33 protein-coding genes are annotated in these 25111 nt (G+C 70.6%); 21 read left to right on the forward strand and 12 right to left on the reverse strand.

Going from position 1 to position 25111, the window contains the following annotated elements; genetic code table 11:
- Positions 1-208: 208 nt before the first annotated feature.
- The gene (locus AMS65_RS14240; RefSeq protein WP_053384970.1) at positions 209-1243 is read left to right on the forward strand and encodes a 4-hydroxy-3-methylbut-2-enyl diphosphate reductase; all 1035 of its coding nucleotides are present in this window, start codon (positions 209-211) and stop codon (positions 1241-1243) included.
- A gap of 103 nt (positions 1244-1346) precedes the next feature.
- Here the strand turns inward: AMS65_RS14240 and AMS65_RS14245 are convergent, their stop codons facing one another.
- Genes AMS65_RS14245 through fbaA form a run of 4 tightly spaced genes read right to left on the reverse strand, consistent with a single transcriptional unit; the run spans position 1347 to position 6053 of the window.
- The gene (locus AMS65_RS14245; RefSeq protein WP_053384850.1) at positions 1347-2831 is read right to left on the reverse strand and encodes a pyridoxal phosphate-dependent decarboxylase family protein; all 1485 of its coding nucleotides are present in this window, start codon (positions 2829-2831) and stop codon (positions 1347-1349) included.
- Complete coding sequence (locus AMS65_RS14250) at positions 2828-4267, reverse strand: MFS transporter (protein WP_053384851.1); 1440 nt, start codon at positions 4265-4267, stop codon at positions 2828-2830. The genes AMS65_RS14245 and AMS65_RS14250 overlap by 4 nt, the downstream gene beginning before the upstream one ends.
- Positions 4268-4269: 2 nt before the next feature.
- Positions 4270-5025 (reverse strand): DUF6264 family protein, encoded by a 756-nt coding sequence (locus tag AMS65_RS14255; protein ID WP_053384852.1) that lies wholly within the window; start codon positions 5023-5025, stop codon positions 4270-4272.
- On the reverse strand, positions 5025-6053 hold the full coding sequence (gene fbaA, locus AMS65_RS14260) for a class II fructose-bisphosphate aldolase (RefSeq protein ID WP_053384853.1): 1029 nt from the start codon (positions 6051-6053) through the stop codon (positions 5025-5027). Before fbaA ends, AMS65_RS14255 begins: the two co-directional genes overlap by 1 nt.
- A 78-nt stretch (positions 6054-6131) precedes the next feature.
- Between fbaA and glpX the strand changes: the two genes are divergently transcribed.
- A complete protein-coding gene (gene glpX, locus AMS65_RS14265; RefSeq protein WP_053384854.1) occupies positions 6132-7115 on the forward strand; it encodes a class II fructose-bisphosphatase in 984 nt (327 codons plus the stop codon).
- A gap of 75 nt (positions 7116-7190) precedes the next feature.
- Here glpX and rmuC read toward each other — a convergent pair whose 3' ends face one another.
- The 3 genes from rmuC to AMS65_RS14280 all read right to left on the reverse strand — a co-directional run bounded on the left by rmuC (position 7191) and on the right by AMS65_RS14280 (position 10590).
- Entirely contained in the window at positions 7191-8498 is a 1308-nt protein-coding gene (rmuC, locus tag AMS65_RS14270; protein ID WP_075201021.1) for a DNA recombination protein RmuC, read from the reverse strand.
- A gap of 95 nt (positions 8499-8593) precedes the next feature.
- Complete coding sequence (locus AMS65_RS14275; RefSeq protein ID WP_053384855.1) at positions 8594-9976, reverse strand: hypothetical protein; 1383 nt, start codon at positions 9974-9976, stop codon at positions 8594-8596.
- A gap of 29 nt (positions 9977-10005) precedes the next feature.
- The gene (locus AMS65_RS14280) at positions 10006-10590 is read right to left on the reverse strand and encodes a 3'-5' exonuclease (RefSeq protein ID WP_053384856.1); all 585 of its coding nucleotides are present in this window, start codon (positions 10588-10590) and stop codon (positions 10006-10008) included.
- 292 nt (positions 10591-10882) lie between these two features.
- On the opposite strand from AMS65_RS14280, the gene AMS65_RS14285 reads away from it, so the two are divergent.
- The 4 genes from AMS65_RS14285 to AMS65_RS14300 all read left to right on the forward strand — a co-directional run bounded on the left by AMS65_RS14285 (position 10883) and on the right by AMS65_RS14300 (position 13546).
- Positions 10883-11203 carry an antibiotic biosynthesis monooxygenase family protein gene (locus tag AMS65_RS14285; protein ID WP_053384857.1) on the forward strand — a complete coding sequence of 107 codons (321 nt, stop codon included), beginning with the start codon at positions 10883-10885 and terminating at the stop codon, positions 11201-11203.
- Between the two features lie 183 nt (positions 11204-11386).
- Positions 11387-12460, forward strand: a complete 1074-nt coding sequence (ychF, locus tag AMS65_RS14290) for a redox-regulated ATPase YchF (protein WP_053384858.1) — start codon at positions 11387-11389, stop codon at positions 12458-12460.
- A 40-nt stretch (positions 12461-12500) separates the two neighbouring features.
- Entirely contained in the window at positions 12501-12965 is a 465-nt protein-coding gene (locus AMS65_RS14295; protein ID WP_053384859.1) for a hypothetical protein, read from the forward strand.
- A 155-nt stretch (positions 12966-13120) separates the two neighbouring features.
- A complete protein-coding gene (locus AMS65_RS14300; RefSeq protein WP_053384860.1) occupies positions 13121-13546 on the forward strand; it encodes a VOC family protein in 426 nt (141 codons plus the stop codon).
- A gap of 73 nt (positions 13547-13619) precedes the next feature.
- On the opposite strand, the gene AMS65_RS14305 is transcribed toward AMS65_RS14300, so the two are convergent.
- Genes AMS65_RS14305 through AMS65_RS14315 form a run of 3 tightly spaced genes read right to left on the reverse strand, consistent with a single transcriptional unit; the run spans position 13620 to position 15099 of the window.
- The gene (locus tag AMS65_RS14305; RefSeq protein ID WP_053384861.1) at positions 13620-13931 is read right to left on the reverse strand and encodes a hypothetical protein; all 312 of its coding nucleotides are present in this window, start codon (positions 13929-13931) and stop codon (positions 13620-13622) included.
- Positions 13928-14548, reverse strand: a complete 621-nt coding sequence (locus tag AMS65_RS14310) for an Asp23/Gls24 family envelope stress response protein (protein ID WP_053384862.1) — start codon at positions 14546-14548, stop codon at positions 13928-13930. Before AMS65_RS14310 ends, AMS65_RS14305 begins: the two co-directional genes overlap by 4 nt.
- A complete protein-coding gene (locus AMS65_RS14315; RefSeq protein ID WP_053384863.1) occupies positions 14545-15099 on the reverse strand; it encodes an RNA polymerase sigma factor in 555 nt (184 codons plus the stop codon). The genes AMS65_RS14310 and AMS65_RS14315 overlap by 4 nt, the downstream gene beginning before the upstream one ends.
- Positions 15100-15248: 149 nt before the next feature.
- On the opposite strand from AMS65_RS14315, the gene AMS65_RS14320 reads away from it, so the two are divergent.
- The 10 genes from AMS65_RS14320 to AMS65_RS14360 all read left to right on the forward strand — a co-directional run bounded on the left by AMS65_RS14320 (position 15249) and on the right by AMS65_RS14360 (position 19831).
- Positions 15249-15728, forward strand: coding sequence for an Asp23/Gls24 family envelope stress response protein (locus AMS65_RS14320; protein ID WP_053384864.1), 480 nt, complete (start codon positions 15249-15251; stop codon positions 15726-15728).
- Positions 15725-15913: a DUF2273 domain-containing protein gene (locus AMS65_RS14325; protein ID WP_053384865.1), complete on the forward strand. Its 189-nt coding sequence runs from the start codon at positions 15725-15727 to the stop codon at positions 15911-15913. The genes AMS65_RS14320 and AMS65_RS14325 overlap by 4 nt, the downstream gene beginning before the upstream one ends.
- Entirely contained in the window at positions 15910-16317 is a 408-nt protein-coding gene (locus tag AMS65_RS14330) for a hypothetical protein (protein WP_053384866.1), read from the forward strand. Before AMS65_RS14325 ends, AMS65_RS14330 begins: the two co-directional genes overlap by 4 nt.
- The gene (locus AMS65_RS14335) at positions 16314-16892 is read left to right on the forward strand and encodes a DUF6286 domain-containing protein (protein WP_053384867.1); all 579 of its coding nucleotides are present in this window, start codon (positions 16314-16316) and stop codon (positions 16890-16892) included. Before AMS65_RS14330 ends, AMS65_RS14335 begins: the two co-directional genes overlap by 4 nt.
- The gene (locus AMS65_RS14340; RefSeq protein ID WP_053384868.1) at positions 16889-17503 is read left to right on the forward strand and encodes a hypothetical protein; all 615 of its coding nucleotides are present in this window, start codon (positions 16889-16891) and stop codon (positions 17501-17503) included. The genes AMS65_RS14335 and AMS65_RS14340 overlap by 4 nt, the downstream gene beginning before the upstream one ends.
- A 43-nt stretch (positions 17504-17546) precedes the next feature.
- Positions 17547-17741 carry a hypothetical protein gene (locus AMS65_RS14345; RefSeq protein WP_053384869.1) on the forward strand — a complete coding sequence of 65 codons (195 nt, stop codon included), beginning with the start codon at positions 17547-17549 and terminating at the stop codon, positions 17739-17741.
- A gap of 83 nt (positions 17742-17824) precedes the next feature.
- Positions 17825-17995, forward strand: coding sequence for a CsbD family protein (locus tag AMS65_RS18815; protein WP_075201022.1), 171 nt, complete (start codon positions 17825-17827; stop codon positions 17993-17995).
- A gap of 53 nt (positions 17996-18048) precedes the next feature.
- Positions 18049-18315, forward strand: a complete 267-nt coding sequence (locus AMS65_RS14350; protein ID WP_053384870.1) for a GlsB/YeaQ/YmgE family stress response membrane protein — start codon at positions 18049-18051, stop codon at positions 18313-18315.
- Positions 18316-18502: 187 nt separating this feature from the next.
- Positions 18503-18916, forward strand: a complete 414-nt coding sequence (locus tag AMS65_RS14355; protein WP_053384871.1) for a zinc ribbon domain-containing protein YjdM — start codon at positions 18503-18505, stop codon at positions 18914-18916.
- A gap of 42 nt (positions 18917-18958) precedes the next feature.
- Entirely contained in the window at positions 18959-19831 is an 873-nt protein-coding gene (locus AMS65_RS14360) for an alpha/beta fold hydrolase (protein ID WP_053384872.1), read from the forward strand.
- Positions 19832-19927: 96 nt separating this feature from the next.
- Here AMS65_RS14360 and AMS65_RS14365 read toward each other — a convergent pair whose 3' ends face one another.
- Positions 19928-20473, reverse strand: coding sequence for a GNAT family N-acetyltransferase (locus AMS65_RS14365; RefSeq protein ID WP_053384873.1), 546 nt, complete (start codon positions 20471-20473; stop codon positions 19928-19930).
- Between the two features lie 133 nt (positions 20474-20606).
- Between AMS65_RS14365 and AMS65_RS14370 the strand changes: the two genes are divergently transcribed.
- The 3 genes from AMS65_RS14370 to AMS65_RS14380 all read left to right on the forward strand — a co-directional run bounded on the left by AMS65_RS14370 (position 20607) and on the right by AMS65_RS14380 (position 22212).
- Complete coding sequence (locus AMS65_RS14370; RefSeq protein WP_053384874.1) at positions 20607-21203, forward strand: DinB family protein; 597 nt, start codon at positions 20607-20609, stop codon at positions 21201-21203.
- A gap of 141 nt (positions 21204-21344) precedes the next feature.
- Positions 21345-21926, forward strand: a complete 582-nt coding sequence (locus AMS65_RS14375; protein ID WP_053384971.1) for a DinB family protein — start codon at positions 21345-21347, stop codon at positions 21924-21926.
- A 76-nt stretch (positions 21927-22002) separates the two neighbouring features.
- A complete protein-coding gene (locus tag AMS65_RS14380; protein WP_053384875.1) occupies positions 22003-22212 on the forward strand; it encodes a DUF4287 domain-containing protein in 210 nt (69 codons plus the stop codon).
- 70 nt (positions 22213-22282) lie between these two features.
- On the opposite strand, the gene AMS65_RS14385 is transcribed toward AMS65_RS14380, so the two are convergent.
- The gene (locus AMS65_RS14385; RefSeq protein ID WP_053384876.1) at positions 22283-23080 is read right to left on the reverse strand and encodes an alpha/beta fold hydrolase; all 798 of its coding nucleotides are present in this window, start codon (positions 23078-23080) and stop codon (positions 22283-22285) included.
- Between the two features lie 49 nt (positions 23081-23129).
- Between AMS65_RS14385 and AMS65_RS14390 the strand changes: the two genes are divergently transcribed.
- Both AMS65_RS14390 and AMS65_RS14395 read left to right on the forward strand, forming a co-directional pair.
- On the forward strand, positions 23130-24419 hold the full coding sequence (locus tag AMS65_RS14390; protein WP_083451728.1) for a condensation domain-containing protein: 1290 nt from the start codon (positions 23130-23132) through the stop codon (positions 24417-24419).
- A gap of 188 nt (positions 24420-24607) precedes the next feature.
- Complete coding sequence (locus tag AMS65_RS14395; protein WP_053384877.1) at positions 24608-25111, forward strand: GNAT family N-acetyltransferase; 504 nt, start codon at positions 24608-24610, stop codon at positions 25109-25111.

The raw sequence follows: 25111 nt of genomic DNA on the forward strand, positions 1-25111 counted from the left end.
ACTGACGCGCGAAGAAAAGAAGAATGAGGGGGCGGGGCGGGGCTGCGGCGGACGCGGGCGCGGGCGCGGACGCGGGCGCGGGGCCGGCGGGCATTGGGGCCGGGCATCAGCGAGGCCGGGTAAACTTCGGGGCATGAGCGAGACTCGGGCGACCGCGGAGAGGATCCGGGATCAGCGCACCGTCGGGGCGCCGGTCGTGTCTCTCGCGATGCCGCGCATGCGACGCGAGGCGGGGCGCCTCAAGGATCTGCCGGTCGGCGGAGCGAAGCAGGTGCTGCTGGCCGCGCCGCGCGGGTACTGCGCCGGGGTGGACCGTGCGGTCGTGGCCGTGGAGCGGGCGCTGGATCGCTACGGGGCGCCGGTCTACGTGCGCAAGCAGATCGTGCACAACGTGCACGTGGTGCGCACCCTGGAGAAGATGGGGGCGATCTTCGTCGAGGAGGTCGACGAGGTGCCCGAGGGAGCGAACGTCGTGTTCTCGGCTCACGGGGTCTCTCCCGCGGTGGTGCACGCGGCTGCGGATCGCGGCCTGCACGCCATCGACGCCACCTGCCCGCTCGTCACGAAGGTGCACCGCGAGGCCGTGCGCTTCGCGAAGCAGGACATGGAGATCCTGCTCATCGGTCACACCGGCCACGAGGAGGTCGAGGGCACCAGCGGCGAGGCCCCGGAACACATCACGATCGTGAACTCGCCCGACGAGGTCGACTCGCTCGAGGTGCGCGACCCCGAGAACCTGGTGTGGCTCTCACAGACCACCCTCTCGGTCGACGAGACGATGGAGACCGTGCGGCGGTTGCGCGAGCGCTTCCCGCTGCTGCAGGATCCGCCGAGCGACGACATCTGCTACGCCACGCAGAACCGGCAGGTCGCCATCAAGCAGATCGCGCCGCGCGCCGATCTGGTGCTGGTGGTGGGATCCGCGAACTCCTCGAACTCGGTGCGCCTCAAGGAGGTCGCCCTCGAGTACGGTGCGAGGGCCGCGTACCGCGTCGACTTCGCGAGCGAGGTGCGGCAGGAGTGGCTCGACGGCGTGCGCACCATCGGCGTGACGAGCGGGGCATCGGTGCCCGAGGTGCTGGTGCAGGAGCTGCTCGACGACCTCGCCGACGCGGGGTACTCCGACGTCGAGGCGACCGTGACCGCTGAGGAGGACCTGGTGTTCTCACTGCCCAAGGAGCTGCGCCAGGACGCGGCGGGCCGGACGGACGCGCGCGCACTCGGCGGGCGCGTGCGTCAGTAGGAACGCTGGGCGGAGTCGTCGCTCGGGATCTGCCGGCGATCCGAACCGCTTCGGGATCCCCGATCCGGGAAGTACCGGCGCGGGATCGGCCATCGGCGCGGGATCAGGGCTCCGAGACGCGCGCCAGCAGTTCGATGAGCAGCGCCTCGGCGACGGGCGTCGGCAGCTGCTCGGCGAGCGCCATGAGCGGTGCGAGGCGCCCGGGGAGGCCGCCGTTCGCATCGACGCGCACCCCCGCCGCCCGCAGGATGCGCCAGGCCGCGCTGGGGCCCGGCACGCGCGCGCCCGAACCGTACCCCAGCATGCGCAGGGCGGCGAGTTCCGCACGCGGGTTCGCGCGCGGCCGGCCCCGCACGGTGTCGGCCGCGCGGGTGAGCGCGGCGAGGAGTTCGGGAAGCGCGCGCTCGGTGACCGGGGTGACGGTGAGGTGCGCGCTGTGGGGCAGGCGCACGCCGTTCGCCTGGGGGAAGCCCGGCTGGTGCTGGATGCGGAACCCGAGCCGGGCGACCTCGTCGGCGAGGTGATGAGGATCGACCCGCGCTGCAGGGGGCACCGACTCGTCGGTGATGAGCGCGATCGCCGGCCCCGCCGGGCGACCCTGCACGACGAGCCCGTCGATGCGCTCCACCGCCGCGACGATGGCCGCCGTCGCGCGTACGCACCGGGCCGTCAGCTCGGCGTATCCCTGCGCTCCGAGGCGCTGTGTGATCGCCCAGGCCGCGGCGGTCGGCGACGCTGACCGCGAGCCGAGCAGTGTCGGGTTGACCACCGGATATCCCGGCCAGCGGGTGGTGGCGAAGAACTGCGCGCGGTGGCGCCTGCGTCCGCGGTGCAGCAGCACCGAGACGCCCTTCGGGGCGTAGCCGTACTTGTGCAGATCGGCCGAGATGCTCGTGACCCCCGGCACGCGGAAGTCCCACGCCGCGAGCCCCGGCCACCACGGCAGCACGAGGCCGCCGAAACAGGCGTCGACGTGGCAGGAGATGCCGCGGGCGGCCGCGGCGGCGGCCACCGGACCCACGGGGTCGAGCGCGCCGCTCGGGTAGGCGGGGGCCGAGACCACCACGAGGGCCACGTCGGGGGCGAGCCGACGGATCAACTCTTCCGAGCGCACGGAGCCGTCGGGCTCGCACGGCACCGGATCCCAGTCGAGATCGAAGGCGCGGGCCGCCTTCTGGAACGCTGCGTGCGCCGTGGTGGGAGCCACGAGCCGCGGACGGGAGCTCAGCCGCCTCGGATCCGCCGCACGCCAGAGATCCCGCGCCGTCTTCACCGCGAGCAGGCAGCTCTCCGTGCCGCCGCTGGTCACGCTGCCCACCACCCGCGCCTGTCGCGTGTCGCCGTGCAGCGCCCGTCGTGCGAACGCGATCAGGTCGCGCTCCATCGCCGCGATCGAGGGAAAGGCCGTGGGGTCGAGGCCGTTCAGCGGCCGGGCGATCTCGGCTGCCCGAGCGGCGAGATCGTCGAGCTCGGGCAGTCCCGGATCGTAGACGTAGGCGAGCGTGCGGCCGCCGTGGGTGGGCGCGTCTCGGGTGCGCAGCTCGCGCAGTCGGGCGAGGATCTCGGCGGAGCGCGAGTCCGGGCTCATCGCGAGTTCTCCGGCACGAGATCGTGCTCCCGCAGCCGGTACCGGCCCAGCGCGACCAGGCTCAGCAGCATGAGCGCTGCGGGCAGCAGGCTGAACGACGTCGCGATCCCGGCGATGGCGGCCGCCGGCTGCTGCACGGAGACGCCGGCCGTCGACTCGACGTAGCCCGTGAGGGCGAGCACCACGGTGAGCACGGTGGCGCCGAGCGCCATGCCGGCCGTCTCGCCGGCGGTCCACACCCCGCCGAAGACGCCCGCGCGGCTGCCGCGCGCCGCGGCGCGGTCTGCATCGGTGCCGTTTGCGTCGGTGCCGTCTACCGCGGTGCCGTCTACCGCGGTGCCGCTGGTCGCGGCGCCGATCCTGTCGTAGCTGATCACGTCGGGCAGCATCGCCATGGGCAGCGTCTGCATCCCGGCGTACGCCGCGCCGGCGAGGGCGACCGGTGCCACGATCCACCACCCCGGAGCCCAGATCATGCCGGTGAGCGCGAGCGTCGCGAGCAGGAACACGAGGCTCGCGAGGCGGAAGGCTCGCTCCTTGCCGACCCGGTCGGCCACCAGCCGCCACAGCGGCGCCACGAGCAGCGCGGGTGCGATCAGCGCGATGAAGAGCACGGTGACCGCGCCCTCGTCCCGCAGGATCCAGGCGGCGACGAACTGCGCGCCCGCGAGCATCAGCCCCGTCGCGAGCCCCTGCAGCATGAATGTCGCGAGCAGTGCCCGGAACGGCTGGCTCTCGCGCAGCACCGCGAGCCCGGCTCGGTAGTGGGCGAGCGCTCCGAGCGGGGGATCCGCTCCGCGGTCGGCGGCCACCGCGGGAGTTCCGCGCGGCACGACGCTCGTCGCGACGAGCAGGCCCGCGGCCAGGACGATCGCGGCGCCCAGGGCCATGACGAGGTAGCCGAGCATGGGGTCCTCGGGGAACAGCCCGCGCAGTTCGGGGCCGCCCGCGCCGAAGAGCAGGATCGCGAGCGTCAGCACGACCACTCGCCAGGTGAGCAGTCGGGTGCGCTCGCGGTAGCCGTCGGTCAGCTCGGCGGGAAGTGCGATGTACGGCACCTGGAACAGGCTGAAGAAGGTCGCTGCGGCGACGAAGGCGACGAGCACCCACAGCGCCGACGGGAGGGGACCGAAGCCGCTCGGCACGGCGAAGGTGAGCACGAAGGCGACGGGCAGGCCGATCGACCCGAGGAGCATGGGCCCGCGACGGGATCCGCTTCGGGCGAGCGCCCGGTCGCTGAGCCCGCCGATCACCGGGTCGATCAGCACGTCCCACACCTTGGCGAGCGTGACGATGGCTCCCGCCGCGAGCGCGGTGACACCCAGTGAATCGGTGAGGAAGTAGACGAGCACGAGGCCCGGAAGCGTCGCGAAACCGCCCGTCGCCAGGGAGCCGATCGCGTAGCGGGAGACGACGCCCCGCGACAGGCGGTTCATGGCTACTGCAGGCCCTGCAGGTACTGCATCATGCGCTCGAGCGAGCCCGTGGGGTCGTTCTCCAGCTGCTGCATGATCTCGGGTGCTCCGCCGATCGCGATCATCGGGATGATCAGCGCGAGCAGCACGGCGACGGCGCCGGCTGCGAGGGGCACCCAGAAGGCGAGCTTGCGCGCGCGCATGCGCTGGATCGAGAAGATGAGCGTGACCGCGAACAGCAGCAGCACCGCGAAGCCGCTCACCATGCCGAGCGTGCCCACCCAGGGTGCGATCGCGGGGGAGTCGATGCCGATCATGTTGGCGGTGAGTCGCAGCTGCGACTCCAGCGAGAAGAAGGAGGCGGCCGAGTTCAGAGCGCCGAACGCGCCGATCACGAGCAGGATGATCGTGATCACGCGGTCGGCGACGCGGGGCTTGCGCCCATCGGCAGGAGGTGCCGGCGCGGCCTGGGGCTCGGTCGCGCGGTAGGGGGACGAGTCACCCCGGTTCTGGTTCTGGTTCTGGTTCTCGCTCTGGCGCGACGGGTACGCGGGTGCGGGCGCAGCGGGACTGCCGCCTGCCCCCAGGTTGTGAGGCACCCCTGCGATGGGGGCGGATCCCTGCGCGGGCGCGTCGTTCGCCGGTGCGGCCGAGGCTCCCGCGGCCGGGTCTGACGGGTCCGCCGGGGGCTTCCACTCCCAGCCCTCCGGGGCCAGCTCGCCGTAGGCGGGAGTGGGACGGGCGGGGCGCTCGTCCTCCGGCCGCTGGTGCTCGGCCACTAGGCGCTCACCGACTTCCCGGCCGAACCGAGCTGCTCCGCGGCGAGTGCCACGCGTGCGGCCATGCCGTTCTCGGCGATCTTGCCCCAGGCGCGGGGGTCGTACTGCTTCTTGTCGCCGACCTCGCCGTCGATCTTGAGCACGCCGTCGTAGTGCTTGAGCATGTAGTCGGCGACGCGCTCGGTGTAGGCGTACTGGGTGTCGGTGTCGATGTTCATCTTGATCACGCCGTTGCGCACCGCCTCCGCGATCTCCTCGGGAGTGGATCCGGAACCGCCGTGGAACACGAGGTCGAGCGGCTTCTCGCCGGTGCCGTACTTCGCCTGCAGGCCCGACTGGATCTCGGCGAGGAGCTCGGGTCGCAGCTGCACGTTGCCCGGCTTGTACACGCCGTGCACGTTGCCGAAGGTGAGCGCGGTGAGGTAGCGGCCCTGCTCGCCGAGGCCGAGCGCCTCGACCGTCGCCACCGCGTCGTCGAGGGTCGTGTAGAGCTGGTCGTTGATCTCGTGGCTGACGCCGTCCTCCTCGCCGCCGACCACACCGATCTCCACCTCGAGGATCACGCCGATGGCGGCGAGGCGGGGGAGCAGCTGCTTCGCGATGTCGAGGTTCTCATCGAGCGGCACGGCCGATCCGTCCCACATGTGCGACTGGAAGTAGGGCAGGCCGCCCTGCGCGACGCGCTCCTCGCTCGCGGCGAGGAGCGGAAGCACGAAGCCCTCCAGCGCCTCCTTGGGGCAGTGATCGGTGTGCAGGGCCACGGTCACGCCGTACGACTGCGCGACCTCCTCCGCGTACTTGGCGAAGGCGATGGCGCCGCGGGCGCGGTTCTTGACCGTGTGACCCGAGAAGTAGTCGGCACCGCCGGTGCTCACCTGGATGATGCCGTCGGAACCCGCCTCGGCGAAACCCTGAATCGCGGCGTTGATGGTCTGCGAGCTCGAGACGTTGACCGCGGGGAAGGCGAATCCCCCGGTCTTGGCTGCGTCGAGCATGGCTGCATACTGTTCAGGAGTGGCGACGGGCATGGGTTTCGGATCTCCTTGCGTCTGAGCGGGTCGGCATCGGCCGCGGTCCCACTCCAGTCTAGGGGTAGGGTTGGGGATATGACGGAACCTGTTTCGCTTGGTGAATGGCAGCCGGATCGCAACCTCGCGATGGAGTTGGTGCGTGCGACCGAGGCGGCCGCGATGCGCGCGACGCCGTGGATCGGTCGCGGCGATAAGAACGCGGCCGACGGCGCCGCGGTCGACGCAATGCGCCGCTTCCTCGCCACGGTCAACATGAACGGCACTGTGGTGATCGGCGAGGGCGAGAAGGACGACGCGCCGTGGCTCTACAACGGCGAGGTGGTCGGCAACGGGCACGGCGCCGACTGCGACGTCGCGGTGGACCCGATCGACGGCACCCGGCTCACCGCAGAGGGGCGCCCCGGTGCGCTCTCGGTGATCGCGGTGGCCGACCGCGGCAGCATGTACGACCCGTCCGCGGTGTTCTACATGGACAAGCTCGTGTGCGGTCCCGACGGTGTGGGTGTGGTCGACATCCGCAAGCCCATCGGCGCGAACATCCGCGATCTTGCGAAGGCGAAGAAGGTCGATGTGTCCGACATCCGCGTCGCGGTGCTGGATCGGCCTCGGCACGAGCAGCTGATCGCCGAGATCCGGGAGGCCGGAGCCGGCACGCGCCTGCTCATGGACGGTGACGTCGCGGGTGGCGTGAACGCTGCCAGGTGGGACTCGCGCATCGACATGTGCGTCGGCATCGGCGGCACTCCCGAGGGCATCATCACCGCCTGCGCCGTGAAGGCGCTCGGCGGTGTCATCCAGGGCCGTCTGTGGCCGAAGGACGACGACGAGCGTCAGAAGGCGATCGACGCCGGGCACGACCTCAGCCGGGTGCTCGAGGCGAACGACCTGGTGTCGAGCGACAACTCCTACTTCGTGGCGACCGGCATCACGTCGGCCGACTTCGTCGAGGGCGTGCAGCGCCGTGGGCCGTTCGTGCGCGCGGAGAGCATCGTGATGCGTTCCCACTCGGGCACGATCCGCCACGTCATCAGCGACATGGACCCCAACCGCTGGATCTGATCCGCGGCGCGGCGGCGCATCCTCCGAGGGGGCGCTGAAGCGATCGGCTCTTCGCCGAGTGTGTGCTTCGAGCGCTCAGACGCGTTCGTCCGAGTCCTCGGTCGTACCCGGCCGAAGTTCGGGAGCGACGAGCGGGCGCACGGCGTCGTCGAGTTGCGCGGGCTCGGTGCCGATGCGGTCTCCGTTGAGCGCGCCGATCTTGCGCGCGGTGGGCAGCACCTGGCGTTCGAGGGACCCGATGTAGGCGTTGTAGTCCTGCACGCTCCGTGAGAGGGTGCGGCCCAGCTTGTCGAGGTGCGTGGCCGTGCGGCCGATGCGCGTGTGCAGCTCTCGGCTGAGGTCGAAGAGCGTGCGCGCCTCGGCCGTGAGCGATTCCTGCCTCCAGCTGTGGGCGATCGATTTGAGGATCGCCCACAGGCTGACGGGGGAGGCGAGTGCCACTCGCCGCTCGAAGGCGTACTCGAGCAGCAGCGGGTCGGTGTCGAGCGCGCTGGAGAGCAGAGACTCGCTCGGCACGAAGGCGACGACCAGCTCGGGGGAGTCGGGCAGCGCCGACCAGTAGTCGCGGTTGCTCAGCGCGACGATGTGCTCGCGGAGCGCCTTCGCGTGCTTGGCCAGGAGTGCATCGCGACGGGCCTCGGTCGCCCTCCCGTCGGCCTCGTCGGCGCTCGAAGCGCCGTTGCCGAGGTGCTGCGCCTCGAGATACGCGTCGAACGGCACCTTGGCGTCGATGGCGATCGACTTGCCGCCGGGCAGGTGCACCACGAGATCGGGCCGTGCCGCGCCGCGTTCGGTGGTGAGCTGCTGCTGCACCTCGAAATCGACGTGCTGGATCATGCCGGCTGCCTCGATGATGCGCCGCAGCTGCGTCTCGCCCCAGAGGCCGCGGGTGTTGTTCGAGCGCAGAGCCGCCGCGAGATTCTCCGCCGTGCCCCGCAGCTTCTCCTCGGCACGCGCGGCCTGCCGCAGCTGCTCGGCCAGCTCGCCGTGCTGCGCGACGCGCTGCTGCTCCATGTTCGTGACGGTGTGCTCCAGCTTGCCCAGGCTGTCGCGCAGCGGCGCGAGCTGCTGCAGCACGCGCTGCTCTTCCCGGTCCAACTCGGATCGCTGCTGCGCGTGCGCGTGCGCGTCCCGCAGCCGCTCTTCGAGCCCCTGCACGCGGGTCTCTGCGGCGGCGAGCTCTTCGCGCAGCAGGCGTGCGCCCGCTTCGGCGTCGAGTCGCGCCTGCTGCACCGCGAGTGAGCGCTCCTGCTCGGCGCGCGCGGCCGCCTCGCGGACGCGCGTTTCCCCGGCGGCGGCGGCGAGACGGTGCCCGACCGCGAGACCCGCACCGCCGAAGACCAGCGCTGCGATGACGAGGAGGAGGGTCGTGAGGGGTGTCATGGGAACATCGTCCCAGCAACCACCGACATTCACGGCGCGCGGCACGGTGGTCGCGCGAGGCGAGCGGGAGATCCGAGGATCCCGGGGAGGCAGATCTACGGCTCCGACGCCTCAGCCCCGTCCTTGATCTCGACCGAGAACTCGTCGCTGTCGGGGTCGGAGATGATGATGCGATCGAACGCCGGATCGGGCACGAGCGCCCGCACCCGGTCGCGCACGGTCTGCGCCTCGGCGGCCGAGGCCGACTCCGCGATGTCGATTCGCAGCAGCGTGCGGTCGGCATCGAGCACCCGCACCATGACCAACTCGACGCCCGTCACCTCCGCCGAGAATTCGTCGGCGACCTCGTACAGATGCAGCACCTCCTCGGACGAGAGCGCGCCGCCGAAGATGTCGAGTTCGAGTGGCTGGTCCTCGCCGGGACCGAGGATGCGGAACGGCACCTCGCCCGGGTTCTGCTCGACGAGCAGGGTCACGAGCTCGTCGAGCCCTCGGGTATCGGAGACCCTGATCACGGGGCCCGGTCCCCAGGACGTCGAGCGGTCGAACTCGATCCGCTCGACCCCGGGAAGCGCCAGCACGGCCTCAACCAGTCGATCCTCCGGACCCGGGTCATCCGATCCGGTCATGCGGGGCAGCCTCACGTCGACGGCCAGATCGTGGCCCTCCGAGGCGGCGAGGAGTCGGCTCCGCGCCGCCGGAAGGTCGGATGACGAGGCGATGGCCACCGTCAGGGCGTTGCCCTCGTAGCGCAGCGCGGCGAAGTCCTCCTTGAGCGCGAGCCCGAGCAGCTCCGGCAGCGCCGACGGGAACTCCCCCGGGGCGAGGCGCAGGGAGACCGCGGGCCCGGGCGAGCCCGTGCCGACGGTCTTCTGCTCGTCACCCAGCTCGATCTCGGCGACGAATCCGGAGACCGCCGGCCGCAGATGGTCCAGGAACGGAGCCAGCATCCCGACCTCGGCTGCAGTGGCGGTGAGCCGTAGCTCGGGGTTCAGCCCGTCGCTCGGCGCCGACAGCTCGTCGGCCTCGAAGAAGGCCAGCTCCAGCGAGCCGGAGAACGGCTCCTCACCACCTGTGGCGGCCGCGGCGATCCCGGAGAAAGCGACGAGGCGCTCGGCTGGGAAACAGGAATCCCCGAGGTCGTACGCCCTCAGATGCCAGGACCCGTCGGCCGCGTCGGCCTCGGCCTCGACTCTATCGAGGGGGCGCGACGCGGACTCGCAGCTGGTTTGCGCGATCTTGCGCGCCTGATCCGCGGTGACGCCGGGCTCGAGCGTCAGTTCGCCGGTGGAGTGCGGGCCCGAGCTGGGCCAGTTGTTGCGGTACGACCAGTCGGACGCGACGACTCCGGACACCTCCCGAAGATCGGACGCCCAGCCCCGCTCCATCAGGTGGAGCGAGCACCCGGAGAGCAGCAGTGCTGCGCTCGTCGTCGCGGCTGCCGCGGCGGTGAGCGTGCAACGCCGTTCTGCTCGCATGCGCCTCACTCTACCGACTCGCCCATCGCCTACAGCTTGAGCGGGATCGCCTTGAGCTGCTGGATGCGCAGGCCGGTCTTCTTGGCGAGCTGGACGAGATCGTCGACCTCGTGCCGGCGCGCCGCGTCCGAGATGATCGCCGCGCAGGCCTCGGCGTCGGCGAGCGCGTCGTGGTGCGCGAACTCCCCGAAGCCGGCCGCCTCGGCCGCGAGCGGGAGCCGGTGCGAGGGGATCTCGTAGGTCTTGCGCGACACCTGCACGCTGCACAGGTACTTGAGCCGGGGCGTCGGGGTCACGGTCTCGGCGCAGGCCGCGCGGATCACGCCCATGTCGAAGCTGGCATTGTGCGCGACGGTCACGTCGGCGTCGATGAACTCCCGCAGCTCGTCGAGCTGATCCTCCCAGGTGCGCGCGGACGCGACCATCTCGGCCGTGATCCCGTGGATCTTGATGTTGAAGGGGAGGAACTCGGCGTGGCCCGCCGGGGGACGGATGAGCCACTCGGCGCGATCCACCACCCTGCCGGAGCGCACCCGCACGAGGCCGACCGCGCAGGCCGACGAGGGATGGCTGTTGGCGGTCTCGAAATCGATGGCGGTGAAGTCGACGGGCATTAAATATCCATTACTGAGATGTCACCCCAGCGAGCAACGATCGTGATTGTGTGGTCGGCACTAACGGGCACGCATCTACCCTGGCATACACCGCTGACAGACCGCGCCGATCGGCCGCTCCGGTGCGTTCGGACTCCAGGCATCGAACGGGTGAGGACCGTGAGGTGCGCCCGAGCAGCCCCGCAGCAGGCCTCGGAGAGGGCTCGGTCGGGAGCGGGGGACGGGGTGGTACGGGGTGGGAGTACGTTGGAGACATTCATCACATGAATCCCAGAGCGAAAGGCCGGTGCCCATGCCCGTCGTCAAGATCAACGCCATCACGGTTCCCGATGGGAAGGGGGCGGAGATCGAAGCACGATTCGCCGCCCGCAGACATGCGGTCGACGCCTCGCCCGGGTTCCAAGGCTTCCAACTGCTGCGCCCGGTGCGGGGCGAGGACCGCTACTTCGTCGTGACCCAGTGGGAGACGGAGGAGCACTTCGCGGCGTGGAGGGACTCCCGCGAGAACGCCGAAGCCCACGCGCACGGCGCGGGCGAGCAGCCGCGCAAGCCCGTCGCGACCGGCGCCGCTCTGCTCGAGTTCGAGGTGGTGGATCTCGACGGCGCGAACTGATCCCCGTCGTCATCACAGCGGGGAAGCCCTGGGAAGCAGCGGGGAAGCAGCAGTTGGGCAGCGGGTAGGCCGCGGGCGAGACCACACATCGGACTCCGTGTTGCACGCGCGGGGTTCAGGCGGGGCCGCGGAAGATGTGCGGAGCCGCGCAGGGCGACGGCGCGACGGGTAGACTGGACCCTCGTGGCTCTGACTATCGGCATCGTAGGACTCCCCAACGTGGGCAAGTCCACCCTCTTCAACGCACTCACCCAGAACGACGCGCTCGCCGCGAACTATCCGTTCGCGACCATCGAGCCGAACATCGGCGTGGTGAACCTGCCCGACCCGCGGCTCGACAAGCTCGCGGAGATCTTCGGCAGCGAGCGGATCCTGCCGGCTCCGGTCAGCTTCGTCGACATCGCCGGCATCGTGCGCGGCGCGAGCGAGGGCGAGGGCCTCGGCAACCAGTTCCTCGCGAACATCCGCGAGGCCGACGCGATCGCGCAGGTGGTGCGCGGTTTCAGCGATCCCGATGTGGTGCACGTCGACGGCGATGTGAACCCCGCGAGCGACATGGAGACGATCAACACCGAGCTGATCATCGCCGACATGCAGACCCTCGACAAGGCGCTCGTGCGCTTCGAGAAGGAGCTGAAGAACCGCAAGATCGATGCCTCCGTCGTCGAGACCGCGAAGGCCGCGCGGGCCGCGCTCGACGCCGGCGAGGTGCTCTCGCACGCGGGCATCGACCTCGAGCCGATCAAGGAGCTGGGTCTGCTCACCGCGAAGCCGTTCCTCTACGTCTTCAACGTCGACGAGGCCGTGCTGCAGGATCGCGCGAGGCTCGACGAGCTCTCGGCGCTCGTGGCGCCGGCGAAGGCGATCTTCCTCGACGCCAAGATCGAGAGCGAGCTCATCGAGCTCGACGCGGAGGACGCCGCCGAGCTGCTGGCCTCGATCGGTCAGGAGGAGAGCGGCCTGGACCAGCTGGCCCGCGTCGGCTTCGACACCCTCGGCTTGCAGACCTACCTCACCGCCGGCCCCAAGGAGGCCCGCGCGTGGACGATCAAGAAGGGATCGACCGCGCCGCAGGCCGCCGGTACGATCCACACCGACTTCGAGAAGGGCTTCATCAAGGGCGAGATCATCTCGTTCGAGGACCTGGTCGAGGCGGGATCGGTCGCCGAGGCTCGCGCCAAGGGCAAGGCCCGCATGGAGGGCAAGGACTACGTGATGCAGGACGGCGACGTCTGCGAGTGGCGTTTCAACGTCTGAGGTAGCTCGCTTCGGTGTCCCGGTGACGAAAGGATCGACGATGACTCTTGACCGCTCCGCCCGCTCTCTCCGTCGCGTCGGAGGGCTCGCCGTCGCAACGGGTGCGCTGTTATCCGCTGCCGGCGCGGGGGCATGGTTCGCAGTCACGAAGCAGCTGCGCGACGAGAAGATCACCGTGCCGGGCAACGCGCCCGTGCTCGCCGGCAGGCGGGTGCAGGATCCGGCGACGGCGTACGTCCAGGCGCTCGTGATCAAGGGCAACGCCGAGCGCGGGGCGGGCGGGCGCACCTTCGCCGACATCAGCGAGGCCCTGCGCGGCGTCGACTCGAGCAGCGACGAGGCCCGCGAGCTGCGCAATCTGAGCTCGTCGCTCTCGACCGCGGCGGCACTGCGCACCTCGCTCATGACGTCGGTGCTCGCCTACGGTGTGAGCGCGTTCGCGACCGGGCTCGGGATGTTCCTCGCGGTCGCCGGATCGCAGCTTCGTCGCGCCGGCCGCGAGTAGCGCTGCGCCGACGCCCCGAGCGCTCGCGCAGCGCCGTCGCACCGAACCCGCCGGGTCGAAGCCGGCGCTGTGACCTCCGTGTGCGATCCGGGGGTTCCGCCCCGCGAGCCGGCATCGCATACTGAAGTGGTCAGCCCGACGTCGAAGGAGACCCCATGGCTCAGTCACTCGCCACCTACATCGCCCTGCCCGGCACGACCGCCCAGGCCATGGAGCACTGGCACGAGGTCTTCGGGGGTGAACTGCAGATCCTGCGATACGGGGATGTGCCCCTGGACGGCATGCCGTTCGAACCCGATCCCGAGGCGGTGGCGCACGCGACCCTCACACTGCCCGCGGGAGTCATCGCCGGCGGCGACGCCATGGACGACGGCAACGACTATCCGGTGCGCGGCACCGCCTACTCGCTGCTCTACACGACGGACACGCCCGAGGAGGCGCGCGAGCTGTTCCAGAAGCTGCTCGACGGCGGCGGGTCGGTGGGCATGCCGCTGGAAGTGGCGCCCTGGGGGGACCTGTACGGCCAGGTCTTCGACCGCTTCGGGGTCATGTGGGCGTTCTCGTGCGAAAGCGCCGAATAGTCGTCACGCTGCAGGGGGTGCCGGGGTCCTGGCGCGGGGCGGGCGCCGGACGGATCAGCAGGATCACCTCGCCTCAGTCGATGCTGCCGACATGCAGTCGCACGCGCAGCGTGTGATCGCCGTCCCTCTCGGCTGAGAGGTGTTCCGCGATGCGGTCTGCGAGGCGGTGGAGCGTCTGAGGCGTCGGCACCGTGCTCCGGGTGCACAGGGTCACGGTGATCTCGGTGCCCTCGTCGTTCTCGGCGACGCGCACGAGCGGGGCGGGCATCTCAGAGACGACCGCGACTGCGGCGGCGAGGCCGGGCGCCGGGAAGATCTCCCTGACGCCGGGATCGTCGCCGATGAGCTTCACGAGTGCTTCGGCGATGGTGCTCGCGCTACTCATCGCCGATCCCCCTCGCCTCGTCGCACCAGAACATCGGTGATGGTGATGTCGATCGCTGCGACCTCCAACTCGGTATGCATCCGGATCGCGGCTTGAACGGCGCTGCGAACGCGATCGGCCAGGTCCGGGAGGCGGGTGCCGGCGTAGGCCGCGATGTCGACGTGGACGACGATCGGGGCGCCCGGAACGGTGAGATCGCCGTCGAACCGGGTGCGCCCGATCGCCGCGCCGCCCAGGGCGTCGCCGGCGTTCCGGATCAGGGCCCGGAGCGCTCCTTCGGAGACGGTGAGCCTCGCGGACTCGGAGGGTGAGGAGATCGGAACCTCCCGGCCGGCGCGCACCTCTCGCGAGAGCCTGGTGAGGACTCCCTGGAACCAGGACTCTCCGATCTCGGGTTCCGACTCCGCGGTGAGCAGGGCCTCGGAGATCGCCCTGAGCCGCTCCAGCTGGTCCACGGCGTGCCTGGCCTCGGCGTTCTGCTCGATGTCGGGGCGTCGCGGGTCGCGCCCGCCGTCGACGTACTCGGAGAGCTCTTCGAGCGCGAACCCCCCGATCGGCTCGGGCAGAGCGTCGGGGTGCCGGTCTCGAGGATCGTGAGACGGGGGCTGCGGGTTCATGCCCAGTCCTCCAATCCTCGAATGAGGGCCCGCCGAGCGCGCGCGAGCGCGCCGCGAACCGTCGGTACCGGAACGTCGAGTTCCTCCGCGATCTCCTGGTAAGAGTACCCGCCGGATTCCTTGAGGACCCAACACTGCCGCTGCATCTCCGGCAGGCGATCGAGGATCCCGACGACCGCCTCGAGCTGCGAGTGCACGAGCACCCGCTGTTCGGGGCCGCTGCTGTCCGGGGCGGGCGCATCCCAGTCCTCGAGTGCGGCGTCGCCGCGGCGGGCTCGGACGCGGTCGATGGATTTCCGGCTGACCACGCGCATCAGCCACGGCTTCACGGCGGCCGGATCGTTCAGCGTGTCAAGGGTGTCCCACGCCGTGATGAACGCCTCCTGCACCGCGTCATCGGCGTCGGCGGGGGAGCGGGTGAGGCGCACGGCGTAGGCGCGCATGAGCCCCGCGTATCGTCGCACCAGCACCTCGAATGCGCGGGTGTCTCCGTCCGTCGCGCGCAGGACGAGGAATGCATCCGGGGCGTCTTCGAGCGCACCTGCTGGCACCGGCTCTCCCTCCACCGCGCAAAAAATAAAGTTGGACGGGTTTGTGACATCGGAGGCTCTCCGTCCGTCTCATTGGCAACCCTAGGTCACGCCTTCGGGCAGTGGCAACGACTTGTGGGGTACGGCCAACACACGAAAGAGGCAGGAACATGGCAACCAACCAGAACGCACAGAACACCGCTCCCTCCCCGGCGACCGCGCGCTCGGCCGCGGTCTCCGAGCCGGTGGTGCAGGGCAAGACCGTCATCGACGATTCCGTCGTCGCGAAGGTAGCCGGAATCGCGGTGCGGGACATCCCGGGCGTCTACGCTCTCGGGGGCGGCATGGCCAGGGTGATGGGAGCTGTGCGGGACGCGGTCGGCAACACGGACCTCGCTCAGGGCGTCTCCGTCGAGGTCGGCGAGACGCAGGTCGCCGCGGACATCGCGCTCGTCGCCGAGTATCCGGTGCCCCTTCAGGAGCTCGGGGATCGTGTGCGCGCTGCGGTGGCGAAGGCCGTGACCGAACTCGTGGGCATGGAGATCGCCGAGGTGAACGTCACGATCAGCGACGTGCACGTGCCCACCGAGGATGACGGACGCGACGCGGACGAGGCGGCGGGGCACGACGGCGAGGCTCGAGTCCGATGAGCCGCACGGCTGTCGGAATGGCCGCCGGCGCGGTGCTCGCGCTGACCTGGATCGTGCTCGGGTTCTGGGCCTTCCTCTTCGTGGCCGTGGCGATGGCCGTCGGAGCGGGCATCGCGCGAGTGCTCGACGGCAGACTCGACGTCCGCGCCGTGGCCGACGCGCTCCGCGGCCGCCGATCCTCATGACCGGCGAGACGGGCGCTCGGGCGGCGTCCTCGATACCGGCGGCTTCCGCGTCTCGCGGCGCACCGCCCGGCCGCACGCGGATCACGGGGAAGGCGCTGACGCAGCTGACGGCCGCGATCGCCGCGACCGTTCTCGAGGTGCCCGTGCGGCAGGTGCGGGCTTCCGTGTCGGACGCGTCCGGCGAACTCGGCATCCGAGTGCAATCGCCCCTGGTCATCGCTCCGCTCGGCCGGCCGGCCGAGCGCCGGAGCCCCGTGCCGGATGCGACGCCGGTGATGGTCCGAGCGGAGCGCGCGAGAGCACGGATCGCCGATCAGGTGACCGAGCTCTCCGGACGCCGCGTCGGAGCGGTCACCCTCGAGGCGACCGGTGCCCTGATCCGAGAGAGAGGAAGAGTCTCATGACGCGCAATCGCCTGTACCGCCGGGTCATCCGCCGTGAAAGCCACTCGGCGCGTTCCGCGGCGGTCGTCATCGTGCTCGCGGCGCTCGTCGTCGTCGCCGCGTGGCTCGGCACCGAGATCGTGCTGCATCTGCTCGGCGCGGGGGCGATCCTGCTCTCGCCCGTCGAACTCGCGTTCGGTGTGCTGCGCGCGACGGAGAGCCCCGACGGAAGCCTGGCGGCCGCCGGCGCGGTGCTGCTGCTGATCGGCGCGGTGCTGCTGCTGTGCGCACTGCTGCCGGGACGGCGCGGCAAGCACTCCCGCATGGCCGGACGCACCGCGATCCTGGTCGACGACCGCGTCATCGCGTCGGGGATCGCGACGCGGCTCTCGAACACCGCTGGGGTACCGCGCGAGCAGATCCGGGTCAGCGTCGGCCGCGGATCCGTGGAGGCGGCGATCACGCCGATATCCGGTGTGCCGGTCGACCGCGCGCAGGCGGTGGCGGCGATGGAGGACGAGATCACGGAGTACGACCTGACCCCGCGCCTCACGGGCCGGGTGCGCGTCGGAGAGAGGGGACTGGTGGGCGCATGAACACGACACCGAGATGGCTCAACCGCAGCATCCTCCTGATCCTCGGAGCACTCCTCGCGGCGGGCGGCGCGGCAGTGCTGCTCCTGGCTCTGAGCCCGGACACGAGCGAGCGGTGGGCGGCCTCGGCGGCGCAGGCGTCCGAGGCCGTTCAGGAGCTCGGCGCCAGCACACGGCTCGAGATCCTCGGCCACTCGTGGATCTGGCTCGCGCTGCTCGCGGTGCTGGTCCTGCTCATCGTGCTCGCGGTGATGGTCATGGCGGGCCAGGGAGGCGGACGAGCCTCTCGCGTCCTCCAGCGCACCGGTCCCGAGGGTGCGGTCGCCGGGTCGGTGATCGTCGATCTCGGGCTGGCCGAGCAGTCGCTCTCGGAGGCGATCCGCACGGACACCGATGTGCTCTCCGTGCATGTCACGGGCCACACCCTGCGGAAGACCACGGCGCTGAGGATCTCGGTTGCCGCGAGGAAGGGCGCCTCTCCGTCCAGGATCGCCGGCGAGATCCAGGCCATCGTGGACAGATGGGACCAGGCCTTCGGCACGGAGATCCCCGTCGTGGTCGACATCGCGGGAGGCATCCGCACCCGCACCAGCGGGGCGCGCCGCATCCAATAGGTCCCGGGGGATTCCGGGTACCCGACAGAAAAGAGGGAGACAGATGAGACTCAGCACGGTTCTTCTCGCGGCGGGCGCGGGTGCGCTCGGCTACGTGCTCGGCGCACAGGCGGGGCGCGGCCGATACCGAGAGATCCGCGATCAGGCGAAGAAGACGTGGAACAGCCCAGCCATCAAGAAGGCCCGGAAGCGCACCGAGAAACAGCTCAAGAGGGCTTCTCGGAAGCTCGCCGGCTGACGCGCCCGCTCCTCCCGGGAGCGGAGCCGCATCACCCGCGCATATCCGGACCGGGGTATGCGCACGACGAAAGGAAACGCAGCATGAGTGCTGAAGACAAGATCAAGAACGCGGCCCAGGATTTGGCCGGCAAGGCCAAGGAGGTCGCCGGCAAGGTGACGGGCAACGACGAGTTGCAGCGAGAGGGTCAGGCGGACCAGACGAAGGCCGACCTGAAGCAGGCCGGAGAGAACGTCAAGGACGCCCTCAAATAGTCTCGGGCCGCGTGAGCGGCACATCACGAACTTCGGAAGTGAAAGGGAACACAATGGGTTTCTTCGGTTTTCTCCTCCTGGGCCTGATCGCGGGCGCCATCGCGAAGCTCATCCTCCCCGGGAAGCAGGGCGGCGGCTGGATCGCGACCCTCATCCTCGGTGTGGTGGGCGCGATGCTCGGCGGCTGGCTCGGGAGCCTGCTCTTCGACGCGAGCCTCGAGGAGTTCTTCTCCCTGCAGACCTGGGCGCTGGCGATCGGGGGATCGATTCTCGTCCTCCTGATCTGGGGGCTCATCACGGGTCGGAAGAAGAGCAGCTAGGACCCGCAGGAGACGGCCCGGGGTGCGCCCTCCCGGAGGAGGCGCACCCCGGGCCGTCCACGCGGTTCACCGCATCGATGCCGGGCGGCGGCACGAGGGCCGCCACAGGCCGCCACGACCGAGAAGGTATATTTGTGCGACGAAGGCGGTCGCCGCGACCGCTCCGAGAGACGGCGGGTACTGAGAGATGAACGCGGATTCCGCGAACGGTGCGGCATCGGCCGATGAGACCGAGCCCCGGCTGCCGCCGTGCCCCGAGTGCGCGAGCGAGTACGCCTACGAGCAGGGGGCGCTGCTCGTCTGCCCGATGTGCGGGCACGAGTGGGCCGCGGGCGAGGCGGACGCTGCTGCGGATGACGCCGCCGATGGCGAACGGGTGGTCCGCGATGCGGTCGGGAACGTGCTCAGCGACGGCGACACGGTCACGCTCGTGAAGAGCGTGAAGGTCTCCGGAGGGGGTGGCGGCGCCATCAAGGTCGGCACGAAGGTGACCGGGATCCGTCTCATCACCGACGGAGTGGGGGATCACGATATCGACGCGCGGGTGCCGGGATTCGGCAAGCTGCAGCTCAAGTCGAGTGTGGTCACGCGCGTCTCCTGACCGGCACGCGCTGCGACAACGCCGAGGCGGTAGATTGAGGGCGTGACCGACCAGCTCTCGACCCCGCTGCACTCCGCGACCGTCGACGGCCCTGCGCGATCCGCGCAGTCCGGGGCAGATGCGGCCCCGCATCGTGTCGTCTTCCTGCACGGGCTCTTCGGGCGGGGCAAGAACTTCACGAGGATCGCCTCCGGCCTGCTGCCCGAGGCGCAGAGCCTGCTGGTCGACCTGCCGAATCACGGTCAGTCGGGCTGGACCACCCGCTTCGACTACCTCGAGATGGCCGATCTGGTGGCGGCGCACCTGCGGGAGGGCTTCGCGAGCGACGGTCCGGTCGACGTGGTGGGGCACTCGATGGGCGGCAAAGTGGCGATGGTGCTGGCCCTGCGTCACCCGGATCTGGTGCGCAGGCTCGTCGTCATCGACATCTCGCCGGCGGCATCGGCGTCGTCGCGCGGCGACTTCGTGCACCTGCTGAGCGCGCTCGCGGGGCTGGACCTCGCGACGCTCGAACGGCGGGTCGACGCTCACGAGCGGTTGCGCGAGGCGATCCCGAACGAGACCGTGCGGGGTTTCCTGCTGCAGAACCTGCGGCGCACGGAAGCGGGGGATCCCGCTGAGCGGGCCGGGGCCGACTTCGCGTGGGAGCCGAACCTGCGCCTGCTGCACGAGGAGATCCAGACCGTGATGGGCTTCCCCGACATGCGCGGCGGCGTGTTCGACGGGCCCGTGCTGTGGATACGCGGCGACAGGTCGGACTACGTCTCCGACGCCGACGGGCCGGCCATGCGCGAGCTCTTCCCGCGGACACGGCGCATGACCGTGCGCGGCGCCGGGCACTGGGTGCACTCGGAGAAGCCCGACGAGGTCGTCGCCGCGCTGCGGGCCTTCCTGCTGGGGTCAGGGGCGGCGTAGGGTGCGCCGACGTCGCAGCGGACCGGGGGTTCCCTGATTTCGATACTGCGACTCGTCGCTGTGCTCGTCGCTCAGCACGACGCTCGCTCCGCTCGCTCAATCAGCGGAGGGAGGCTCCGCTCGCTCAGCCGACGGGCGGTCGACGGCGAACGCCAGATGCGGCATGTCCACGCCGCGGTAGTGCTTGACGAAGCGGGTGCGCACGGTCATCCCGAGCCGGATCGCCACGTTCATCGACGGCAGATTGATGTCGCGCACCTGCGCATAGACGCGATCGGCGCCGAGCACGTCGAACGCGTAGTCGCGGCACGCGGCGGCCGCCTCGGTCGCGTAGCCGCGGTGCCAGTGCTCCCGCCGGAAGAGGTAGCCGACCTCGATCACCTGCTCACCGGAGATCCACTGCCTGGTCAAGCCGCACTGCCCGATCATCTCCCCGCTCTCCCGCAGGAGGACCGCCCAGAGACCGAAACCGTCCTCGGCGTAGCGGTCCCGCATGCGCGCCAGCCACGCATCGACCTCAGCGTCGTCGAAGGGTCCCTCGTAGGCGGTCATCGTCTCGGGGTCCTGCAGAATCGCGCGCAGCGCGGGCAGATCCTCTGCGGTCAGCTCGCGCAGCCGAAGGCGCTCGGTCTCGTGTCGCATACCTCCATTCTGCCCGCCGTGCCGAGGGCACCGGCCGCCCGCTCTGCCGCGCTCCGTCGCTTCGCGCCTTGCTCCGGCGACCGCGCAGCGCCGCCCTCCACCCGGTGTCGGATGCTGCCGATACGCTGTGCGCATGCCACCCGAAGACGAGATCGAACTGCTGCTGCGCTACCTGCAGGCGTCCCGCGATGCGCTGCTCTGGAAGCTGGAGGGCCTCGGCGAGTACGACATCCGCCGGCCGCTCACGCCGACGGGCACGAACCTGCTGGGCCTCGTGAAGCACGTCGCCAGCACCGAGCACGGCTATCTCACCGAGTGCCTCGGCCGCACGCCCGTGTTCGAGACGCCGTGGCTCGCCGACACCGCCCCCGACAACGCCGATATGTGGGCCGCCGCTGACGAGTCGCGCGAGTTCATCGTGGGGCTCTATCGGACCGCGTGGCGGGCAGATGACGCCGCCGTGCGCGAACTCGGGCCGTACGCCACGGGCGTCGTGCCGTGGTGGGGCGACGAACGGGTCACCGTGAGGCGTCTGCTCGTGCACGTCATCGCCGAGACGAACAGGCACGCGGGGCACGCCGATATCCTCCGCGAGCTCATCGACGGCGAGGCCGGAATGCGAGCGGGCGCATCGAATCTGCCCGGGGGAGATGCCGAGTGGTGGCGCGGGTACGTCGCCACCGTCGAGGAGGCCGCGCGCGAGGCCGAACGGGGCTTCGACGCGCAGTAGGGGAGGTCGGGCCTCGCTGCGTCGGGCCTCCGCCGCGCCGGGCCCTCACTGCTTCGGGCCCCGCCGTGTCGGGCCGAGGCAAGCTGAATGCTCTCTCCCGAGATCCGAGTCATCATGGAACTGTCGACCGGAGGAGGCATCATGAACGCTCGCGCCGCGGAGCAGGAGACCTGGAACGCGCTGCTCAGAGAGCAGGTCGAATGGCACTGGGTGCATCAGGTGCGCGAGCGGCTCGCGGGGTTGAGCGACGAGGAGTACCTCTGGGAGCCGGTGCCGGGGTGCTGGAACCTGCGCCCGAAGGGCACGAGTGCAGCCCCGGTGCAGGGCGGATCCGGCGCCATGACGATCGAGTTCGCGATCCCGGCGCCCGATCCGGCGCCCCTCACGACGATCGCCTGGCGGCTCGGTCACGTGATCGTCGGTGTGCTGGCCATGCGCAACGCCTCGCACTTCGGCCGCGAACCGGTCGACTACTTCACCTTCGAGTACGCCGAGACCGCGGCGGGAGCGCTGGAGCAGCTCGACGAGGAGCTCGATCGGTGGCTGAGGGGTGTCGAGTCGCTCGGCGAGGCGGGGCTCTCGCGGCGCTGCGGCGAGGCCGAGGGGCCGTACGCGGACTGGTCGATGGCGGCGCTCGTGCTGCACATCAACCGTGAGCTGATCCACCATCTCTCGGAGATCTGCCTGCTGCGCGATCTGTTCGTGCACACGGATCGGGCGTGACGAGCCGGGGGTTTCGCTGCTAGCGTCGGACCGGACAGGACCGCGCAGCACCGCGCCGAGTTGCAAGGAGACCGCCATGAGCGAACCGGTGAAGGGGCCGAAGTCGTACTTCCCCTCGATCGAGGCGAAATACGGCAAGCCCATCGACGAGTGGATCGAGCAACTGCGCCCGCTCGCCGGGAAGAAGCACATGGACCAGGTTGCATACCTGAAGGAGCAGGGGATGGGGCACGGGCACGCGAATGCGCTCGTGCACGTGTTCCGCTCCGAGCACGACGGGGCCTGACCGCCGAACGCGCCGGCTGCGTCAGGCGGCTGCTGTCCCCGGCTGGGCCGCGGCTAAGCCCGTCGGCCGCTCACGATCGGGCGGGGGCCTGCCCGTGCCGCGCGACGTCCGTGCGGAGCACACCCGGCCAGGTCGAGACCTCCGCCGGGGTCGAGGCCACCGAGAGCGTCGCCCGCGGCAGCAGATCCATGAGCCTCTCCGATGTCGAGACCGGGTGGGCCGAGTCGTCGGTCCAGGCCAGCACCGTCGTGGGGACATCGATCCGCGCGATGTCGTCGAGGGCGGGGAGATCGCTGAGCGCCGCGCCCCGGAACACCGCGGGCAGGATCCGCTCCGCGACCTCCGGGCGCGTCTCCGGGGTGCCGACGGTCGCGGGCGGCTGGCTCGCGGCTCGTGCGATGCGGCTGAACGCCTCGAGGCCGTGCTCCTCGATGAACGCGGCGGCGTGGTGGTACTCCTCGGCCTTCGCGACGCGGGTCTCCCACGCGGTGGGCGGCAGCAGCAGCGTGAATCCGCTGAAGCGATCCGGATCCCGCACCGCGGCGTGCAGCAGCGTGCCGCACCCCATCGACGGCCCGACGCCGTGCACCTGCTCGCCGGGGAACCAGTGATCGAGCAGCCGCAGCAGATCGTCGGCGAGGTTCGGCCAGGTGTAGTCGTCGGGCACCGCCCGGCCCGACGAGTGCCCGTGTCCGCGCGCGTCGTAGCGCAGCAGACGCGTGCCGCTGAGGCCGCGGCCGAGGTCGAGATCGAGTACCCGATCGCGGTAGCGGCTGGAGGTGAGGCCGTGGAGCTGCACCACCGGGTGCCCTCCCTCGTCGCTGATCTCCACCTCGAGCTCGGCTCCGGCTACGGGGAATGTCGGCATCGGGACTCCTCTGAACGCAGTTCGGGTCTGCAGGGGATAGGGTACCGCTATGCGGTTGACCAACGTGGCTCATCTCCGGCTGCCGTTCGGGCGGCTGCTGGGCTACGACGTGACCATGTCCCGCCCGGGCCGCGCACTCCCGATCTCGTTCGACCAGAAGCGGCACGTGAGCGGCGGCGACCGCGCCGGCTCCTGGATGGCGCTCTCGTTCCGGCTGCACGAGCCGGTGGCGAGAGAGCTGCTCGAAGCGGCGTGGCTGCGGGTCGTCTCCCGTCATGGCACCCTGCGCTCGGTGTTCGTGCCGGGCGACGACGGAGAGGCGCAACTGCACGAGATCGAGGTCTTCCCCGGGGCCTGGGTGGAGCACACGATCGCACCCGGCCAGGCGGTGAACGACGCCATCCGCGAGGTGCTCGACCGCCACTGCGCCCCGTTCGACCGTCCCTCGCACCGCATGTGCGTGCTCGAGACCGCGGCGGGTCCCACCATCGTGATCGGGGCCGACCACTCGCACGTGGACATGTGGTCGATGCTCGTGATCGCGCGCGACTTCCTCGCGGCGCTCGAGGCCGCGCGCACCGGCGCGGAGCCGGAGCTGCCGCCGGCACCGGCCTTCGCCGAGCACACGCGGACGCTGCAGGATCTCCCCGACGCTCCCGTCGAGATCCATCGCCGCTGGGCCGAGGTGATCGAGGCCAGCGGCGGCGTGATGCCGCTGTTCCCGCTGCCCCTGGGCCCCGGCGGGCCGCAGCCCGAACGGGTCGAGGTGCGCGATGTGCTCGACGTCGATCGCAGCGCCGCCTTCGCCGCGCGTGCGCGGGATCACGAGGTCTCCACGCTCTCGATGGCGGTGTCGGCCATGACCGCCGTGACCCGCGAACTCGCCGACGCGCCGCTGCGGGCGGTCTTCCCGGTGCACAGCCGGTACGACGGCACCTGGCACGACTCCGTGGGATGGTTCATCACGAACTCGGTGATCGAGGCGGCGGATTCCGGCCCGGCGGCCTGCGCCGCCGCCATCAAGGAGGCGGTGCGGCTGGGATCGTGGCCGCTCGAGCGGATCCTGCAGCCGTGGGGCGGGATGCCCGAGGCTCCCGGCATGTTCGCGATCTCGTGGCTGGATCTGCGCCGCCTGCCGGTGCGCGTCGACGCCGTGGGACTCGAAGCGCAGTACGTCGGGGCCACGATCCGCACCGACGGCGTGATGCTCTGGTTCATCCTCGACGAGTCGGGTCTGCACCTGCGCTGCCGATATCCCGATACGCGCGAGGCTCGGGAGCACGTCGGGGCCTGGCTGGATCTGCTGGTGGATCGCCTGCAGTCCATCGCCCGGGCCTGATCGGGCCCGTCTCCGGTCCGGATCCTCTGTTCTGCCGGATCCTCTGTTCTGCCGGATCCTCTGTTCTGCCGGATCCTCCGTTCCAACGGATCCGCTGCGCTCCGCAGGATCCTCCGTTCTGCCGGGTCCGCTGCGTCTCGCTCGGCGTGTGCACGCACCCGCCGCGGTTTCGGAGAGATGATGAACCCATGGGTGCAGCGCTTCCGGTGACCTACCGCCCGCTCGGGGCGGAGGAGGACGCGCTGCTGCTCGAGGCCTCGCTCGGCAACTTCAACTGGAAGACGCCCCTGTTCACCCCCGATCAGGTGCTGCGGCGCCCCGACCTGGCGCGGTACACGAGGGTCGATCCCGATCGCGGTGACTTCGGTGTGGTCGCGCAGCAGCGCGGCGAGCCCGTCGGAGTGGCCTGGGCCCTCTATCTGCCGGCGGACGCTCCGGGCTACGGCTGGATCGACCCGGTCACCCCTGAATTCTGCGTCTGGGTGGACGAGCCGTGGCGCGGTCGCGGCATCGGGCGACTGCTCACGCGCCAGCTGCTCGCCGCGGCGCGAGCGCGCCTGATTCCCCGCCTGAGCCTGTCGGTCGACCGCCGCAACATGCGCGCGAAGATGCTCTACATGGACCTGGGTTTCGTGCCGGTGCCGGGCGGGGAGACCTACGGAGTGCTGCTCTGGACGAGTCCCGGCATGTGA

It is taken from the genome of Leucobacter celer subsp. astrifaciens, assembly GCF_001273835.1.
In the GTDB taxonomy this organism is placed as follows: Bacteria; Actinomycetota; Actinomycetes; order Actinomycetales; family Microbacteriaceae; genus Leucobacter; species Leucobacter celer.

Coding starts and splice junctions, on each gene's coding strand:
- AMS65_RS14335 (WP_053384867.1), top strand. CDS start 16,314: ATGACGCGCAATCGCCTGTACCGCCGGGTCATCCGCCGTGAAAGCCAC.
- AMS65_RS14295 (WP_053384859.1), top strand. CDS start 12,501: ATGACTCTTGACCGCTCCGCCCGCTCTCTCCGTCGCGTCGGAGGGCTC.
- AMS65_RS14380 (WP_053384875.1), top strand. CDS start 22,003: ATGAGCGAACCGGTGAAGGGGCCGAAGTCGTACTTCCCCTCGATCGAG.
- glpX (WP_053384854.1), top strand. CDS start 6,132: ATGACGGAACCTGTTTCGCTTGGTGAATGGCAGCCGGATCGCAACCTC.
- AMS65_RS14320 (WP_053384864.1), top strand. CDS start 15,249: ATGGCAACCAACCAGAACGCACAGAACACCGCTCCCTCCCCGGCGACC.
- AMS65_RS14250 (WP_053384851.1), bottom strand. CDS start 4,267: ATGAACCGCCTGTCGCGGGGCGTCGTCTCCCGCTACGCGATCGGCTCC.
- AMS65_RS14365 (WP_053384873.1), bottom strand. CDS start 20,473: ATGCGACACGAGACCGAGCGCCTTCGGCTGCGCGAGCTGACCGCAGAG.
- AMS65_RS14285 (WP_053384857.1), top strand. CDS start 10,883: ATGCCCGTCGTCAAGATCAACGCCATCACGGTTCCCGATGGGAAGGGG.
- AMS65_RS14355 (WP_053384871.1), top strand. CDS start 18,503: ATGAACGCGGATTCCGCGAACGGTGCGGCATCGGCCGATGAGACCGAG.
- AMS65_RS14375 (WP_053384971.1), top strand. CDS start 21,345: ATGAACGCTCGCGCCGCGGAGCAGGAGACCTGGAACGCGCTGCTCAGA.
- AMS65_RS14340 (WP_053384868.1), top strand. CDS start 16,889: ATGAACACGACACCGAGATGGCTCAACCGCAGCATCCTCCTGATCCTC.
- AMS65_RS18815 (WP_075201022.1), top strand. CDS start 17,825: ATGAGTGCTGAAGACAAGATCAAGAACGCGGCCCAGGATTTGGCCGGC.
- AMS65_RS14300 (WP_053384860.1), top strand. CDS start 13,121: ATGGCTCAGTCACTCGCCACCTACATCGCCCTGCCCGGCACGACCGCC.
- AMS65_RS14390 (WP_083451728.1), top strand. CDS start 23,130: ATGCGGTTGACCAACGTGGCTCATCTCCGGCTGCCGTTCGGGCGGCTG.
- fbaA (WP_053384853.1), bottom strand. CDS start 6,053: ATGCCCGTCGCCACTCCTGAACAGTATGCAGCCATGCTCGACGCAGCC.
- AMS65_RS14280 (WP_053384856.1), bottom strand. CDS start 10,590: ATGCCCGTCGACTTCACCGCCATCGATTTCGAGACCGCCAACAGCCAT.
- AMS65_RS14245 (WP_053384850.1), bottom strand. CDS start 2,831: ATGAGCCCGGACTCGCGCTCCGCCGAGATCCTCGCCCGACTGCGCGAG.
- AMS65_RS14240 (WP_053384970.1), top strand. CDS start 209: ATGCCGCGCATGCGACGCGAGGCGGGGCGCCTCAAGGATCTGCCGGTC.
- AMS65_RS14395 (WP_053384877.1), top strand. CDS start 24,608: ATGGGTGCAGCGCTTCCGGTGACCTACCGCCCGCTCGGGGCGGAGGAG.
- AMS65_RS14370 (WP_053384874.1), top strand. CDS start 20,607: ATGCCACCCGAAGACGAGATCGAACTGCTGCTGCGCTACCTGCAGGCG.
- AMS65_RS14310 (WP_053384862.1), bottom strand. CDS start 14,548: ATGAACCCGCAGCCCCCGTCTCACGATCCTCGAGACCGGCACCCCGAC.
- AMS65_RS14275 (WP_053384855.1), bottom strand. CDS start 9,976: ATGCGAGCAGAACGGCGTTGCACGCTCACCGCCGCGGCAGCCGCGACG.
- rmuC (WP_075201021.1), bottom strand. CDS start 8,498: ATGACACCCCTCACGACCCTCCTCCTCGTCATCGCAGCGCTGGTCTTC.
- AMS65_RS14385 (WP_053384876.1), bottom strand. CDS start 23,080: ATGCCGACATTCCCCGTAGCCGGAGCCGAGCTCGAGGTGGAGATCAGC.
- AMS65_RS14350 (WP_053384870.1), top strand. CDS start 18,049: ATGGGTTTCTTCGGTTTTCTCCTCCTGGGCCTGATCGCGGGCGCCATC.
- AMS65_RS14325 (WP_053384865.1), top strand. CDS start 15,725: ATGAGCCGCACGGCTGTCGGAATGGCCGCCGGCGCGGTGCTCGCGCTG.
- AMS65_RS14305 (WP_053384861.1), bottom strand. CDS start 13,931: ATGAGTAGCGCGAGCACCATCGCCGAAGCACTCGTGAAGCTCATCGGC.
- AMS65_RS14330 (WP_053384866.1), top strand. CDS start 15,910: ATGACCGGCGAGACGGGCGCTCGGGCGGCGTCCTCGATACCGGCGGCT.
- AMS65_RS14345 (WP_053384869.1), top strand. CDS start 17,547: ATGAGACTCAGCACGGTTCTTCTCGCGGCGGGCGCGGGTGCGCTCGGC.